This is a genomic window from Streptomyces sp. MMBL 11-1, from assembly GCF_028622875.1.
Classification (GTDB): Bacteria; Actinomycetota; Actinomycetes; order Streptomycetales; family Streptomycetaceae; genus Streptomyces.
In genome coordinates this window covers 4,924,099-4,939,053 of record NZ_CP117709.1, presented here as the reverse complement: position 1 = coordinate 4,939,053, position 14,955 = coordinate 4,924,099, and the positions used below count along the sequence as shown (strand labels likewise).

At 72.5% G+C, this 14,955-nt stretch carries 10 protein-coding genes; 1 reads left to right on the top strand and 9 read right to left on the bottom strand.

Annotated elements, in window-relative coordinates; translation table 11 throughout:
- Window positions 1-70 precede the first annotated feature (70 nt).
- The 4 genes from PSQ21_RS21925 to guaA all read right to left on the bottom strand — a co-directional run bounded on the left by PSQ21_RS21925 (window position 71) and on the right by guaA (window position 4,687).
- On the bottom strand, window positions 71-1,339 hold the full coding sequence (locus PSQ21_RS21925) for a hypothetical protein (protein WP_274032289.1): 1,269 nt from the start codon (window positions 1,337-1,339) through the stop codon (window positions 71-73).
- 224 nt (window positions 1,340-1,563) lie between these two features.
- A complete protein-coding gene (locus tag PSQ21_RS21920) occupies window positions 1,564-2,319 on the bottom strand; it encodes an SAM-dependent methyltransferase (RefSeq protein WP_274032286.1) in 756 nt (251 codons plus the stop codon).
- Between the two features lie 43 nt (window positions 2,320-2,362).
- Window positions 2,363-2,974 (bottom strand): Uma2 family endonuclease, encoded by a 612-nt coding sequence (locus PSQ21_RS21915; RefSeq protein WP_274032285.1) that lies wholly within the window; start codon window positions 2,972-2,974, stop codon window positions 2,363-2,365.
- A 126-nt stretch (window positions 2,975-3,100) separates the two neighbouring features.
- Complete coding sequence (guaA, locus tag PSQ21_RS21910; RefSeq protein ID WP_274032284.1) at window positions 3,101-4,687, bottom strand: glutamine-hydrolyzing GMP synthase; 1,587 nt, start codon at window positions 4,685-4,687, stop codon at window positions 3,101-3,103.
- A 356-nt stretch (window positions 4,688-5,043) separates the two neighbouring features.
- On the opposite strand from guaA, the gene PSQ21_RS21905 reads away from it, so the two are divergent.
- A complete protein-coding gene (locus PSQ21_RS21905; RefSeq protein ID WP_274032283.1) occupies window positions 5,044-5,352 on the top strand; it encodes a chorismate mutase in 309 nt (102 codons plus the stop codon).
- A gap of 360 nt (window positions 5,353-5,712) precedes the next feature.
- Here PSQ21_RS21905 and PSQ21_RS21900 read toward each other — a convergent pair whose 3' ends face one another.
- The 5 genes from PSQ21_RS21900 to PSQ21_RS21880 form a co-directional block, all read right to left on the bottom strand.
- Window positions 5,713-7,473: a peptidase gene (locus PSQ21_RS21900; RefSeq protein WP_274032282.1), complete on the bottom strand. Its 1,761-nt coding sequence runs from the start codon at window positions 7,471-7,473 to the stop codon at window positions 5,713-5,715.
- Window positions 7,474-7,567: 94 nt separating this feature from the next.
- Window positions 7,568-9,463: a GMC family oxidoreductase N-terminal domain-containing protein gene (locus PSQ21_RS21895; protein ID WP_274032281.1), complete on the bottom strand. Its 1,896-nt coding sequence runs from the start codon at window positions 9,461-9,463 to the stop codon at window positions 7,568-7,570.
- A 61-nt stretch (window positions 9,464-9,524) separates the two neighbouring features.
- A complete protein-coding gene (locus PSQ21_RS21890) occupies window positions 9,525-11,141 on the bottom strand; it encodes a succinic semialdehyde dehydrogenase (RefSeq protein ID WP_274032280.1) in 1,617 nt (538 codons plus the stop codon).
- Between the two features lie 184 nt (window positions 11,142-11,325).
- On the bottom strand, window positions 11,326-13,032 hold the full coding sequence (locus tag PSQ21_RS21885; protein ID WP_274032279.1) for a serine/threonine-protein kinase: 1,707 nt from the start codon (window positions 13,030-13,032) through the stop codon (window positions 11,326-11,328).
- Window positions 13,033-13,149: 117 nt separating this feature from the next.
- Window positions 13,150-14,901, bottom strand: a complete 1,752-nt coding sequence (locus PSQ21_RS21880; protein ID WP_274032278.1) for a serine/threonine-protein kinase — start codon at window positions 14,899-14,901, stop codon at window positions 13,150-13,152.
- Between the last annotated feature and the right edge of the window lie 54 nt (window positions 14,902-14,955).

The window sequence follows — 14,955 nt, the reverse complement described above, 5'->3', positions numbered from 1 at the left end:
CTGGGCGCGCCGCCCACCAGGGGTGGGACGTGATCGGTGGCCGAAATGCGCGTGGGGGTGCGGGTGACGGTCAGTCCGTGACGTCGATCGGACAGCGGTTGGTCTCCACCCCGGCGGCGGTGACGACCTGGACGTCCACGGTCCCCGGCTCGACCTCGACCGGGACGGGCACGGTCAGGACGGTGTCGGTCGGGTTGGCGAAGCCTCCGGCGACCGGGATCAGGGGGACGTGGACATGGACGGTGCCGATCCGCACGACGAGCCGGGCCAGCCGGTCGGGGCCGCCCGCGCCGGGCGGTACGAAGCCCGCGCCCCGGATCTCGATGTCGTCGCCGGTCCGGATCGGGGCGTCCAGGTCCCCGGCCTCCCGGGCCCGCACGACGGACAGCACGACGGGCCGGCCGCCCTCCGCGTACTTCCCGGCGAAGTAGGTCGCCGCCGAGACCGCCACCAGCAGCGCGAGCCCCCACGGCAGGTCGGGCAACTGCTCGGGGCGGCGGGCCAGGCGGACCGCGGCGAACAGCACGGCGACGGTGCTGACCAGCACGTACTGCACATCGGTGAAGGAGCCGCGCCCCGAGTCGTCGGTGAGCAGGTCGGCGGCGCGCGGCCGGTCTGCGCGCAGCTTCTGGAGCCGCTGGCCCAGCACCCGTACGGTCACCACGCGCCGCACGACGACGGCGACCGCGCACACCAGAGCCAGCACGGCCACGACCCCGGCGGAGCGCACGAGGTCGAGCCCTTCGATCAGCGCGTCCCTCTCCTTTGGGTCGGAGGCCCCGGCCAGTTGCAGCGCGAGCACGAGGACGGCGAAGACCACCAGCAGCACCCAGGCCCCGGCGACCGTACGGGAGGTGGAGAGCCGGTTGTCCTCCCCGATCAGCGGAGCGAGAAGGCCGCCCCGGGCGCGGTGGAAGCGGGCGGCGGCGGTGAGCAGCCCGGCCGTGAGGAGGGCGGCGATCAGCCCGGCGGTACGGGCGGTGGACCAGCCGGCCCCGATCGCGGTGAGGCTCGCGCCGACGAGGAGAGCCCCGGCCGCGCCCCAGACGACGAACAGCGTGCCCCGCCAGACGTGGTGGAGCCAGGCGTCACCGGCTTCCCGGGCCCGTTCGGCGACGGTGCGGGCGGACCCGGTCAGCTCGTCGGAGACCCACTGCCGGGACGCGGACGGCGACTGGGCGACCCCGGCGGGGAGCCCCTTGCCCGCGGCCAGTTCGTCCCGTTTGGCCAGGAACGCGGCGACCGCGCGCCGGTGTCCGCGACGGGCTCCGTGCGGGCAGTCGCCACACGTACAGCCGCCGCTGTGCGTGCCGCTCGTCCTGGATTCGTCCAACGCCACGGAGGATTACGCCCTTTCCCGCCCCGGTACAACCAACTCACCTGCGATATCTGCGAATTGTGCCGTACCGGGCGGCCGGGGCATGCATCGGGGCGGGCCGGGGCGGGTGCCGTCGATATGTTCGAGCGATCCGCTGCCGCAGGGGCTGGTCGGTGACCCGGGCCGCCGACGGCCGGCGGCCCGTGGTCGCGCGGGATCACCGGTCAGGCGGGTCAGGTGCCGTGTCAGGTGCTGAGCACCAGATAGGCGAGCGTGAGGTACGAGCGGTAGCCGCCGTAGTAGCCGGTGCGGCGGGCGTCGATCTCGGCGCTCACCTCGGCGTGCAGCGGATGGTCCGGGTGTTCCAGCGCCCAGCGCTGCCCGCGGCCGATCGGCCCCTCGGACTCGAAGAGGTCCCATTCGCGCTCGTCGGCGACGGTGACCTGGAGGGCGCGCAGCCCGACGGACTCCGCCAGCCGGATCAGCTCCAGCAGCGACCCGAAGTCCCCGGGCCCGGCCCCGATGCCTTCCAGTGCGGCGGGGGTCGGTTCCTTCAGCCAGATCCCCTCGCCGAACAGGACCCGACCGCCGGGGCGCACCGTGGCGGCGAGGGCGGTGAGGGCCTCACGGGTCGTGCCGGGCCAGGCGTGCGAGGAGCCGATGGAGACGGCGAGGTCGTACCCGCCCTCGGCCCACTCGGCGGCGGGCACCTCGTGGAACCCCACGCGGTCCCCGAGCCCCCGCTGCCCGGCGAGCTTCCGCCCGCGCGCGACGGCGTCGGGGTCGGTCTCGACACCGTCCCCGACGGCCCCGGGCGCGGCCTCGACGAGCCGCATCAGCAACTCGCCCCAGCCGGAGCCGAGGTCGACAATCCGCGATCCGGGGGCGGGGGCGCAGGCGGCGATCAGCCGTGCCGCGTGCTCCTCGGAGAGCGGGGTGTTCCAGATGAGGCGGTCATTACCGGCGGCGGACACGATGGCGCGGACTTCTTCGGCGGACATGAGGCAGGAGCGTGGCACGGGCGGCGAGGTCCGTGCCAGGGAATTACCGGCGGCCCCGGCGGTAGATATCGCCGAGGTCCACATCGATCCGGAAAGGAACGGACAGATTCATCTTCTGGTGGTGGATTCCGGTGGGGGTGTAGGCGCGCGTCGCCGGGTCGAGTTCGTAGACGTAGACGACCGGCAGATCGTCGTCTCCCTGCTCGACCCGCCAGAAGTGCTTGACCCCGGCCTCGGCGTACTTGCGCGGTTTGACGCCCCGGTCGCGCTCCAGGGAATCGGGGGACACGACCTCGACAGCGAGCACGACGTCCTCCGGTGCGTACCAGGTCTGGTCGGGCCCGGTGTCGGCGTCGGCCCGGTACACCAGCAGGTCCGGCTCCGGTCGGTTACTGGTGTCCAGTCTGATGGTCATCTCCCGGTCGACGTCAAGATCCGCGGGAACGTGGGCGAGGAGGGCGGATTCCAGCAGCCACATGGCTCGCGTGTGGAATTTCCGCTGCGGACTCATGAAGACGAGACTCCCGTCGATCAGCTCGGTGTGGGGCGGGAGGCCCGGAATCCGGTCGAGGTCGTCCGCCGTCCAGCCGCCCTCCGGCGGGACCGGCCACCGGTTCGGCTGCTGCTCAAGCCCGTCCTCGGGTGCGGCGCTCATAGTTACTCCCATACGCCGAAGTCTCGTCTCTTCACTCAGCGTACCCATCCGATACGACAATGCCGCCGCCCAAACGAATGAGCGACGGCATCGACGTTGACCTGGGGCTCTCGGAGAGCGGGGAGGTCACTCCCACTCGATGGTCCCCGGGGGCTTGCTGGTCACGTCGAGGACGACACGGTTGACGTCGGCGACCTCGTTGGTGATGCGGGTGGAGATCTTCGCCAGCGTCTCGTACGGCAGCCGCGACCAGTCCGCCGTCATGGCGTCCTCGGAGGAGACCGGGCGCAGCACGATCGGGTGGCCGTAGGTGCGGCCGTCGCCCTGGACGCCGACCGAGCGGACGTCGGCGAGGAGGACCACCGGGCACTGCCAGATGTCGCGGTCCAGGCCGGCCGCCGTCAGCTCCTCGCGGGCGATGGCGTCGGCGTCGCGGAGCAGGTCCAGGCGCTCCTTGGTGACCTCGCCGACGATGCGGATGCCGAGGCCGGGGCCGGGGAACGGCTGGCGCTGGACGATCTCCTCGGGCAGGCCCAGCTCCTGGCCGACCATGCGGACCTCGTCCTTGAACAGCTGGCGCAGCGGCTCGACGAGCTGGAACTCGATGTCGTCGGGGAGTCCGCCGACGTTGTGGTGGGACTTGATGTTGGCGGTGCCGGTGCCGCCGCCGGACTCGACGACGTCCGGGTAGAGCGTGCCCTGGACGAGGAAGGCGACCTCGGGGCCGTCCTCCTGGAGGATCTCCAGCTGGGCCTGCTCGAAGACGCGGATGAACTCGCGGCCGATGATCTTCCGCTTCTGCTCGGGGTCGGAGACCCCGGCCAGGGCGTCGAGGAAGCGCTTCTCCGCGTCGACGACCTTCAGCTTCGCGCCGGTCGCGGCGACGAAGTCCTTCTCGACCTGCTCGGTCTCGCCCTTGCGCATCAGGCCGTGGTCGACGTAGACGCAGGTCAGCTGGGATCCGATGGCCTTCTGGACGAGTGCCGCGGCGACCGCGGAGTCCACACCGCCGGAGAGGCCGCAGATGGCGCGCTTGTCGCCGACCTGCTCGCGGATGAGCGCGATCTGCTCCTCGACCACGTTGGTGGTGGTCCAGTTCGGCTCGATGCCCGCACCGCGGTAGAGGAAGTGCTCCAGGACCTGCTGGCCGTGGGTCGAGTGCATGACCTCCGGGTGGTACTGGACGCCGTAGAGCTTCTTCTCGTCGTTCTCGAAGGCGGCGACCGGTACGACGTCGGTGGACGCGGTGACGGTGAAGCCCTCGGGCGCCGCCGAGCAGGCGTCGCCGTGCGACATCCACACCGGCTGCTCGGTGGGCGTGCCCTCGAAGAGGGTCGAGCCCGCCTTGGTGACGTGCAGCGGGGTCCGGCCGTACTCACGGGCCCCGTTGTCGTCGACCGTGCCGCCGAGCGTGGTGGCCATCAGCTGGAAGCCGTAGCACATGCCGAAGACGGGGACCCCGGCCTCGAAGAGCGAGCGGTCCAGGGAGGGCGCGCCCTCCGCGTACACCGACGAGGGGCCGCCGGAGAGGATGATCGCGCGCGGGTTCTTCGCCAGCATCTCGGCCACCGGCATGGTGGACGGGACGATCTCGCTGTAGACCCGGGCCTCACGGACTCGGCGGGCGATGAGCTGGGCGTACTGCGCGCCGAAGTCGACGACGAGGACCACGTCGGCCGTGGCGTCGGGGGCGGCGGGGGGTGCTGCTGGCACGGGAGCGGCCTTCCGGCGGTGGTGAAGGGGGGTCGGTTCTTCCGATTCTACCGGCCGTGCGGGAACCCTCCGCCGGGCCGCGGGACGGGGCCGGCGCCCCGGGAGCGCCGCCCGTCGCGTCTCAGGATCCGGGCCCCGTTTTGTGGGGGCCGCCGGGCCGGGGCCATACTGTCCCCATGCGTCAGCACACGACCTTCGTCTTTACCTATGGCATCCGGCCCGCCGGCTGCCATGGTCGTGCTGCTTGAGCTACTGACAAGCAACGTTCCAGGCGCCCCGGGCCAGCAGGCCCGGGGCGTCTCGCGTGTCCGGGCCGGTTGGCCCCGGGGGCCGTCACCCCACCGGGAGTCACCACCATGAGCAGCACCACCGGCGCCACCGCCGTCACCCCCGCCGAGCGGACCGGCGCCCGCACGGACGAGGCCGCCGCCCTGATCGGCGGCGCCCGGGAGCGCATCGACGCCCTCGACGACCGGATCATCGGCCTCGTCCAGGAACGGATGGCCGTCTCGGCGGTGATCCAGGAGGCCCGGATCACCTCCGGCGGCCGGCGGGTCAACCTCTCCCGGGAGACGGCCGTGCTCGGCCGCTACAGGGACGCGCTGGGCAAGCCGGGCACCGCTCTGGCCATGACGCTCCTGGAGCTGTGCCGCGGCCGGGTGTGAGACGTGTGCGGCGTGGTGAGCGGTGCGCGGACGGAACGGTTCTCCGCCTGCGGCACCCGGCCGTATCCACGTTCGGGCCCCGTCTCACCCGTACGGCGCGTGACCAGGTGCGCGGTGCCTTCGTTGATCCTGATGTCCGTGCCAACCAGGGGCGGCATCGGTAGGAAACCACGCGTGGCTCCGCCGGGACGTGTGACGTACCGCAGGTGCGTCGTGGGACCACATCCTGGCGTTCAGTGACCGGTCCGCAGGGGACAGCAGCCCGGTCACCCCATTGCGGCCGAACCCGGGGACGCCCGGGTCGGCCGCATCGGAACGTCCGGGCGGAGGCCCTGTTCCCCCTCCGCCGTCGGTCAGGCGTCAGACGTGCCGCGCGGCAGCCCGTCGCCGTGCCGCCACGAACAGCAGCAGGCCCGCCGCCAGCGCCCCGGCCGCCGTGCCCGAGGTGATCAGGGCGGTCGAACCCGTCGAGGCCAGGCCGCCCCCGCCGCCGGAGCCGCCGGTCGTACCCGCCGCCCCTCCGTCGGAGGTCGTGGACGCCGAGGGCCCGGGGGTGCCGGACGGGCTCTCCTCCGGGTCCGGGGCCGAGGTCGGCGGGGTGGACGGTTCGCCGGAGCCGCCGTCCGTCGTGCCGCCGGAGTCCGAGCCGCCGCCCTCGCCGTTCAGGACCAGAAACGCGGTGTTGTTGGCCGGCTTCGGGTCGAACGGCAGCGCCGGGTTCTGCAGCCAGGTGCTGCGTACGGTCACCTCGCCGCTCGCGCCGATCAGGGCCTCGTCGATCCGCAGCTCGAAGGGCAGGTCAAGGCTCTCGCCGTCCCGCACGGTCATCGAGGTGTCGCAGACGTAGCGCGGCGCGGGGCTCTTCTGGTCCTCGCGGTACTTTCCTTCGGCGGTCACCGCACGGCAGCGGTCCGGCTTCGCGGTGACCGACGCGCCCTGCGGGACGGTGAAGTCGACGGTGGCGACGTCCTCGCCGGAGCGGATGTAGCCGATCCACGCCGGGCCCTCGTTACGGAAGCCGATGTCGGCCTTCACCGTGGTCCCGGCGGCCCCGGACGCCTCGTCGCCGTACGCCACGAAGTCGGCCGTGTTCTTCGTACGGAAGTCGACCTCCTGCTGGTTGTCGGACGGATTCAGGTCCCCGCCCCGGGCGGTCGCGCCCTTCCGGGGAGCCTTCGCCGGGACCGCCTTCAGCACGGGGCCCGCGCCCCGCGCGAAGGAGGCGCCCGCACGCTGGGCGGTGCGCTGGGCGGCGCCGTCCTCGTGGATGCGGTAGACGAAGGTGTCGTAGAAGGCGCGGGTCGTGGCCTCGATGGTCAGCGGGGTCGCCAGGGTGTACGTCGCACCCGCCTCGAAGGAGCCCTCGACGGAGCAGAGGGCCGTGGTCCAGCCGACGCCCGGGACGTCCGGGTCGTCCACGGTGTACTCGCAGTTGGTGTAGCGCTGCGGAATGTCGAGACCGCGGGAGTACATGAGGGTGAGCAGAACGCCCTCCGCGTCCCGGCTGCCCCGGTTGGTGAAGGTGATCGGAGCCTGCTGCTTGTCGCCCGGGTTCAGCTCCTGGTCGAAGGGGAGCTGCTCCATGACCAGGTCGGGGCCGCCGACCGTGAGCCGGGTGGTGAACGGGGTGAAGGTCACGCCCTCCGCCTCGCCGGTCACCGTGATCGTGCCGGTGTCGCCGTTCTCGCTGCCGTCGGCGGCGGTGACCACGAGGTCGGCGGCGCCCTGGAGGCCCGGCCAGACGCCCCAGTCCTCGCAGACCGCCTTCGTACCGGTGACCTGGCAGTCCGCGCTGTTGGACTCGCCGTCGAAGGCCACGTCGGCGACACCGTCGATGCCGCTGAGGTCGAAGGTGAGCGTGAAGTGACCTCCGTAGCCGCCGTTCTCCTCGTCCTGGGACGGGTTGTTGATGGTGATTCCGACGGTGGCACCCTTCGGTGCGCCACTCTCGGGGTAGGGGTGCAGACCCGTCTCGGCGGGGCCGCCGAGGGTGAACACCGGGGCTTCGGCGGCCTGTGCCGGGGCGGCCGCCCCGGCGAGCGTGGCCGAGGCCAGCAGGCCTGCGGCGGCGAGAGAACCCGCTGCGCGGTGCAGCACGGTTCTCGGGGATGTGCGTGTCATCGGGGACCTCTGGGACTCGGCAGGAGCTGTGTGACTGCTGTGAGGCAGTACGGGTTCGACCGCGCAGCCCTCCGGACAGTTGCCCAGGAGAAGATCACGGATTGGGCACGGGGGTGTTGCCGACGCCCTTCACATCGGCCCCGGCCTCCGCCGTCCCCTTCGGCGGCACCACGGGGATGCCCAGGAACGGCAGCTTCAGCGCGCCGAACGCCTCCTTCGGCACCGTCGGCGCGAGGGGCTCGACGGGGGTGAGCCGCTCGTAGGCCCCGCCCGGCTCCGGGCGCGGGTCCGCCTCGCCCTTGTTGGGCCAGAAGGACATGGCGCGTTCGGCCTGGGCGGTGATGGTCAGCGAGGGGTTGACGCCGAGGTTGGCGGAGACCGCGGAGCCGTCGACGACGCTGATGCCGGGGTGGCCGTAGAGGCGGTGGTACGGGTCGATGACGCCTTCCTCCGCGCTCGCGCCGATCGGGCAGCCGCCGAGGAAGTGGGCGGTGAGCGGGGTCCCCATCAGTTCGCCGACGTTGGATCCGGCGAAGCCGTTGATCTCCTCGGCGAGCAGGGTGGCGCTGCGGGTGGCCTCCGGTATCTGGGTCGGGTTGGGCGCGCCGTGGCCCTGGCGGGCGGTGAGCAGGCCCTTGCCGATGCCTCCCGGTTTGCGGTACGTCGTCAGGGAGTTGTCCAGCGACTGCATGACCAGGCCGATGATGGTGCGCTCGGACCAGTGGTGGTTGGAGAGCGACCGGGCGGCGAGGGTGGGGTGCTTGAGCATGTTGGCGAGCCAGCCGCGCACCCGGTGGGCCCCGTACGGGACCTGGAGTATCGACATCGCGCCCATGGCGTTGGAGCCCTTGCCGTAGCGGACGGGCTCGATGTGGGTGTTGTCGTCCGGGTGGATCGAGGAGGTGATCGCGACGCCCTGCGAGAAGTCGGCCTTCGCGATGCCGTGCTTCTTGCGGTAGCGGCGGTCGCTGGTCTGGGAGCCCACCAGCGCCTCGGAGTTGGTGCGGGTCAGCTCGCCGAGTTTCGCGGAGAGCCGGGGCAGCAGACCCCGGTCCTTCATCGTGTGCAGCAGCGTCTGGGTGCCGTACGTGCCCGCCGCGACGACGACCTCGCGGGCGCGCAGCTTCGTGGGCTTCGCCTTGCGGCGGCGGTCGGTGGGGACGGTGAGGACCCGGTAGCCGCCCTCGGGGTCGTCGGTGACCGCGACGACGGAGGTCATCGGGTGGATGACCGCTCCGGCCTTCTCGGCGAGGTGGAGGTAGTTCTCGTTGAGGGTGTTCTTCGCGCCGTGGCGGCAGCCCGTCATGCACTCGCCGCACTCGGTGCAGGCCTTGCGTGCGGGGCCCGCGCCGCCGAAGTACGGGTCGGGGACGGTGGCGCCGGGCGTGGCCTTCGCGGTGCCGTCGGCGTCCTTGCCGTCGCCGAAGAAGACGCCGACCGGGGCCAGGTGGAAGGTGTCGCCGACGCCCATGGCCTCGGCCGCGGCCTTGAGGTGGATGTCGGAGGGGGTCATCGTCGGGTTGAGGCGGACCCCGAGCATGCGGCGGGCCTGGTCGTAGTACGGCTTCAGCTCGTCCTGCCAGTCGGTGATCGAGGCCCACTGGCGGTCCTGGAAGAACGGGGCGGGCGGCACGTACAGCGTGTTGGCGTAGTTGAGCGATCCGCCGCCGACCCCGGCCCCGGCGAGCACCATGACGTTGCCGAGGAGGTGGACGCGCTGGATGCCGAAGAGGCCCAGCGCCGGGGCCCAGAGGTAGTTCTTCAGGTCCCAGGAGGTCCTGGGGAGCGTGCCGGGGGTGAAGCGGCGGCCCGCCTCCAGGACCCCGACCCGGTACCCCTTCTCGGTCAGCCGGAGCGCCGACACCGCTCCCCCGAAGCCCGATCCGACGACCAGGACGTCGTAGTCGTACGCGGCGTCGTCCTCGGCCGGGACAGGGATCGCCGGAACGCTGCTCGCGGCCTGTTTCTGGGCAGGGCTGTCCTGGGACATGGCACTCCTCGGAACGGGATCGGTACGAAAAGGGCGGAAGCGGCTGCGTCCTGCGGGGCGTTCAGCGCAGCCGGAACGCCTTCATCGCCTTGAGGCTGCGGGTCATGAACGCGGCGTACTTCTCGTCGTCCATCCCGAAGGCGGGCGCGAGGGGGATCAGCCGCTGCTGGGCGACGGTCTGGACCTCGGTGTACTTGAGGATGCCCTCGGAGCCGTGCCGCCGGCCGAGGCCGGACTCCTTCATGCCGCCCATCGGGGACTGGACGCTGCCGTAGGCGGGGGCGTACCCCTCGTTGATGTTGACGGTACCGGTGCGCAGCCGGGCGGCGACCTGATGGCCGCGACGGGAGTCGGTGGTCCAGACGCTGGAGTTGAGGCCGTACGGGGTGGCGTTGGCCAGCGCGATCACCTCGTCCTCGTCGCTGAAGCGGTAGACCGAGACGACCGGCCCGAAGGTCTCCTCGGTGCAGACGGCCATCGGGGCCTCCACCCCGTCGAGGATGGTCGGCTCGTAGAACAGCGGGCCGATGTCGGGGCGGGCGACGCCGCCGGCGACGAGCTTCGCGCCCTTCTCGACGGCCTCGTCGACGTGGCGCGTGACGGTCTCCAGCTGGCGTTCGCCGACGAGGGAGCCCATGTCCGCCCCGTAGGCGAGGGCGCTGCCGAGCCGCATGGCCCTCGTCCGGGTGGCGAAACGCTGCACGAAGTCGTCGGCGACGGACTCGTGGACGTACAGCCGCTCGATGGAGATGCAGAGCTGTCCGGCGGAGGAGAAGCAGGCGCGGACGGCTCCGGCCGCGGCCTTCTCGACGTCGGCGTCCTCGAGCACGAGCATGGCGTTCTTGCCGCCGAGCTCCAGGGAGACGCCGACCAGCCGGGACGCGGCGCCGACGGCGACCTCGCGGCCGGTGCGGGTGGAGCCGGTGAAGGAGACGTAGTCGGCGCGGCTGACGACCTCGGGCCCCACGACGGGTCCCTCGCCGAGGACGACCTGGAAGACCTCGGCGGGCAGTCCGGCCTCGATCAGCAGGTCGCGGGCCCACAGGGCGGTGAGCGCGGTCTCCGTGTCGGGCTTCATCACGACGGCGTTCCCGGAGACGAACGCGGGCAGCGCGTCGCCCACGGAGAGTTCGAGCGGGTAGTTCCAGGGGGCGATCTGGCCGACGACGCCGCGCGGCTGGCGCAGTTCGGTGACCTTGGTGAGGGTCGGGACGACGCCGGTGTGGCGGCGGGGCTTGAGGTAGGCGGTGGCCTTGCGCCCGTAGTGGCGGGCGGCGACGGCGACGGCCTGCACCTCCTCGTGGGCGTGCAGACGGGCCTTGCCGGTCTCCAGCTGGATGAGGTCGAGCACCTCGGACTGGCGGCTGAGGACGAGGTCGTGGAAGCGCAGCAGAACGGCGGCCCGCTGCCGTACGGGGACGGCGGCCCAGACGGGCTGGGCGGCGCGGGCCCGGTCGAAGGCGGTGGCGACGTCCTCGGGGGTGGACTCGGGCAGGTCGGCCAGCTTCTCCCCGGTGAAGGGGGTGTGGTTCGCCGTGCGGCCCGACCCGACGACACCGCGGGCCAGCCGGGCGATCACCTCGGGGGTGACCACGTCGGCGGCGGTACGCACCCCGGCGGGGGCGACCGCCACGGAGTTCGTGCCGAGAGGGGCGTCAGGGGCCTGCGAGTCCGTCATGAGGCCGAGAGTATGTCCAGGCGGAGGCTTTGGGTACCCGTGGGTAACAGTTTTTCACAGGACCCGCCGCCCCGGCCCGGCCCCCGCCCGGCCCCCGTCCCGAACGAGCCAGTGATCGCTGGCGACATAACCGCTGATCAGTGGCTATGCGGCCGACCGCGGCGCGGCGGCCGGCCCGCGACGCTCAGGAAGCGTGAATCTTCAGCCCGTCGGTGACCTCGGTGAAGATCGCGTCGCCGTCCTTCGCCGCCTCCCCCTTGGCGGGCATCCGCACCCGCACGTGCCAGTAGGGGTCGTCCGTCTTCTTGCCCGGGATCAGCAGCTCCCGGTAGCGGTAGCGCACCGGGTCGTCGCCGGACGAGGGGTAGGGGACGAACTCGGTGGTCATCTCGACCGCCTTGCGTCCCTCGTGCGTGGCGTCGTTGTACGCGACGGAGGCCTCCTCCATACGGGTGGAGCTCTGCGAGCCCTTCTCGTAGAACTCCTTGCGGGCCTTCGGGTCGACGCCGGGGTCGTCGTCGTCCATGCTGTCGTCGCTCTTCGGGTCGCGGTGCCAGAAGGAGATCTCGAAGACCCCGCTGGGGTCCGCGTACCAGACCAGCTCGGCGTCGCCGTCCTCCTGGACCCGCTTGTACTCCTCCGGCACGGCGACGTCCGCCGACAGCACCTCGTTCTCCGGCCGGACCTGCCAGCCCTCGGGCGGCCCGTCGCCCGCGAACGGGTTCAGCAGGATCAGGACGAGCGAGGCCGCCACCGCCAGCGCCCCGCCGCCGAGCGCGAACTGGGCGACACGGTTGCGGTGCAGGACGGGCGGCACCCACTTGCTGCCGCCGCCCCCGCCTGCGCCTGCGGAGACCGCCCCGTACACGGAGGCCGCCTGCGCCGGGGCCGGCGAGGCCAGCTGCTGAAGCGTCCGGCGGACCTCGGCGGCCGGCGGGCGCGCGGCGGGGTCCTTGCGGAGCAGCTGCATGACGAGCGCGCCGAACGCGCCCGTGCCACGGGCGGGCACCTGCGGCTCGGCGGACAGCACGGCCTGGAGGGTGGCCGGGGTGTGCGAGCGGCGGTACGGGGACATCCCCTCGACCGCCGCGTACAGCACGACGCCCAGCGACCACAGGTCCGACTCCGGTCCGGGGCGCTGCCCGAGGACCCGCTCCGGTGAGATGTACTCGGGCGAGCCGACGAACGCGCCGGTCTCGGTGAGCTGCTGTTCGCCCTCGACCTGGGCGATCCCGAAGTCGGTGAGGACGACCCGGTCGCCGGTGCCGAGCATGACGTTGTCCGGCTTGACATCCCGGTGCAGGATGCCGATCGCGTGGGCGGCCATCAGCGCGTCGAGCACGGCGAGGCCGATCCTGGCCGCCTCGCGGGGGTCCAGGGTGCCTTCCTGGAGGCGGTCGCCGAGCGACGGGCCGCGCACCAGCTCCATGACGATCCACGGCTTGCCGTCCTCGACGACCACGTCGTGGACGGTCACGACGGAGGGGTGGTCGATCCGGGCGGCGGCCCGCGCCTCGCGCTGCATGCGCTGGTGCACCATGCTGTGCTCGCGCTCGCCGAGGTGTTCCGGTACGCGCGGTTCCTTGACGGCCACCTCACGGTCGACGACCTCGTCGTGGGCCCGCCACACCGTGCCCATGCCGCCGTGCCCGAGCCGGGCGAGCAGCCGGTAGCGCCCGCCGATCAGCCGGTTCACCGCACTGTCCGGGACGCTCGCACGGACGGTGGGGGACGGAATGTGCGCCGGGGGCGCGGGATGAGGCGCGGGATGAGGCGCGGGGTGGGGGGCGGAATGGGGCGCGGAATGGGGCGCGCCGAAACCGCCCGGTGTCTGCGGCGGCTGGATTCCGTAGCTGGTGGGCTGGTTCGCCCATCCCCCGTGATCTGTCATGTCCTCCATCCTGGATCACGCGCCGGGCCCGGTACCACCGGGGGTGGTCACCGGATGCGGAGCCGTGACCGTCTCGCGACCGGGCCGGAGCAACGGGCGCTCACCCGGGCGCCGCGCTCACTGCCGGGGTTTCGGGGCGCTCCAGCTGCGCAGCATGATGTCGAACTTCTCGCGGCTGGCCTCCCAGCCCTCCTGCGGGGCCGTCAGGTACAGCGCGTACTCGGGGCCGCCGGGACCGCCGTAGTACATCTGGTCGATCCCGTGCCGGGGCCCCGGGTGGTCCTTGGTCTCGTTCCAGGTGAACTCCCAGAGGGCGCCCGGCCGGTCGCGGAAGGTGTTCTTCTCCATCCCGATCCGCTGATAGCCCGGCAGCCGCGCGGCGAGCTGCTCCTCCATGTTCTCCATGTGCAGATACGGATGGCCGAAGTCCGGGTCCGGGTCGACGCTGATGCGGATCCGGTGGGCCCCGTCGTCCGGCGTGTAGTCGATCTGGCCGTCCTGGATCTGTCGTTTCCAGTCCTCCGGCACGATCAGGCTGAACCCCGCCGGGTCGTCGACCCGGTGCCAGCCGTCGGGTATCTCCGATGTCCCCTCGGAGGGGGCGGCGGGCTCCGGGGAGCTCTGCTCCGTGGACGGTGTGCCGCCGGCGACCGTACCGCCGCCGACGGGGCCCGGGGCCTTCGAACCCTCGCCGTACTTCATCGCGAAGAGCCCGGCCCCGCCCCCCAGGACGGCGGCGGCGACGACCACGAGGAGCACCGTGCGCCACCGGGACCCGGCGCGCCGGACCACCGGGGCGGAGGCGGGACCGGTGACCGGGGCGGCGGAGTCCGGGCCGGGGGCGGGAGGTCCGGCCGTGGAGAGGGCCGCTCCGGGCAGCCGGGCGGTGGCGCCGTCGGAGCCGTTGGGGCCGCCAGGACCGTTGGGACCGCCGGGGCCGTTGGGGCCGCCCGCGCCGTTCGCGTCCTGGTAGGCGTACCGGGTGTCCTCGGAGAAGCGCTGGGTCGGCACGTGCGCCTGGGCGGCGCGGGGTTCGCGGCCGTCCATGGCGTCCAGCAGCATCTGCTCGGTCTGCGCGGCCGTCGGCCGGTCGTCCGGGTCCTTGCGGAGCAGCGCGGTGATCACGGCGCCGAGCGGACCGGCGTTGACCGGGGCGGGCGGCTCCTCGGTGACGACGGCCTGCATGGTGGAGATCGGGGACGTGCGGCGGAACGGGGAGGTCCCCTCGACCGCCGTGTACAGCGTCGCGCCCAGGGACCAGAGGTCGGAGGCCGGCCCCGGGTCGCCGCCGCGTACCCGTTCCGGCGCCAGGTAGTCGATGGAGCCGACCAGTTCGCCGGTACGGGTGATGGTGGAGTCGCCCTCGATCGCGGCGATCCCGAAGTCGGTCAGCAGCACCTGCCCGTCGCGCGCCAGCAGGACGTTGCCCGGCTTGACGTCGCGGTGCAGCACCCCGGCGCCGTGGGCGGCGCGCAGGGCGCTCAGCACGTGCAGCCCGATGCGGGCCGCCTCGCGCGGGGCGACCTCGCCGCTCTCCTTGGCGGCGTCGGCGAGCGAGGGCCCGTCGACGTACTGCATGACGATCCAGGGGCGGTTGTCGTACTCGATCACGTCGTGGACGGTGACGACGCCGGGGTGCGTGATGCGCGCCGCCGCCCGCGCCTCCTTCTGCGTCCTGGCGTGCAGGACGAGCCGGTCGGCCTCGGCGACGTACAGCCCGGCGGTCAACTCCTTGACGGCGACCGTGCGGTGCAGCACCTCGTCGTGGGCGCGCCAGACCTTGCCCATGCCACCCCGGCCGAGGACCTCGCCCAGCCGGTAGCGCCCCGCCAGCACCAGACCCGTGTCCGTGCCCTGTGATCGATCCACGTGATGTCCCCGCCCCGTTCCTCGAATTGCCAGATTACGGAGGCGAAGCGGTGA

Coding starts and splice junctions, on each gene's coding strand:
- PSQ21_RS21920 (WP_274032286.1), bottom strand. CDS start 2,319: ATGTCCGCCGAAGAAGTCCGCGCCATCGTGTCCGCCGCCGGTAATGAC.
- PSQ21_RS21895 (WP_274032281.1), bottom strand. CDS start 9,463: ATGTCCCAGGACAGCCCTGCCCAGAAACAGGCCGCGAGCAGCGTTCCG.
- PSQ21_RS21885 (WP_274032279.1), bottom strand. CDS start 13,032: ATGACAGATCACGGGGGATGGGCGAACCAGCCCACCAGCTACGGAATC.
- PSQ21_RS21905 (WP_274032283.1), top strand. CDS start 5,044: ATGAGCAGCACCACCGGCGCCACCGCCGTCACCCCCGCCGAGCGGACC.
- PSQ21_RS21890 (WP_274032280.1), bottom strand. CDS start 11,141: ATGACGGACTCGCAGGCCCCTGACGCCCCTCTCGGCACGAACTCCGTG.
- PSQ21_RS21900 (WP_274032282.1), bottom strand. CDS start 7,473: ATGACACGCACATCCCCGAGAACCGTGCTGCACCGCGCAGCGGGTTCT.
- PSQ21_RS21915 (WP_274032285.1), bottom strand. CDS start 2,974: ATGAGCGCCGCACCCGAGGACGGGCTTGAGCAGCAGCCGAACCGGTGG.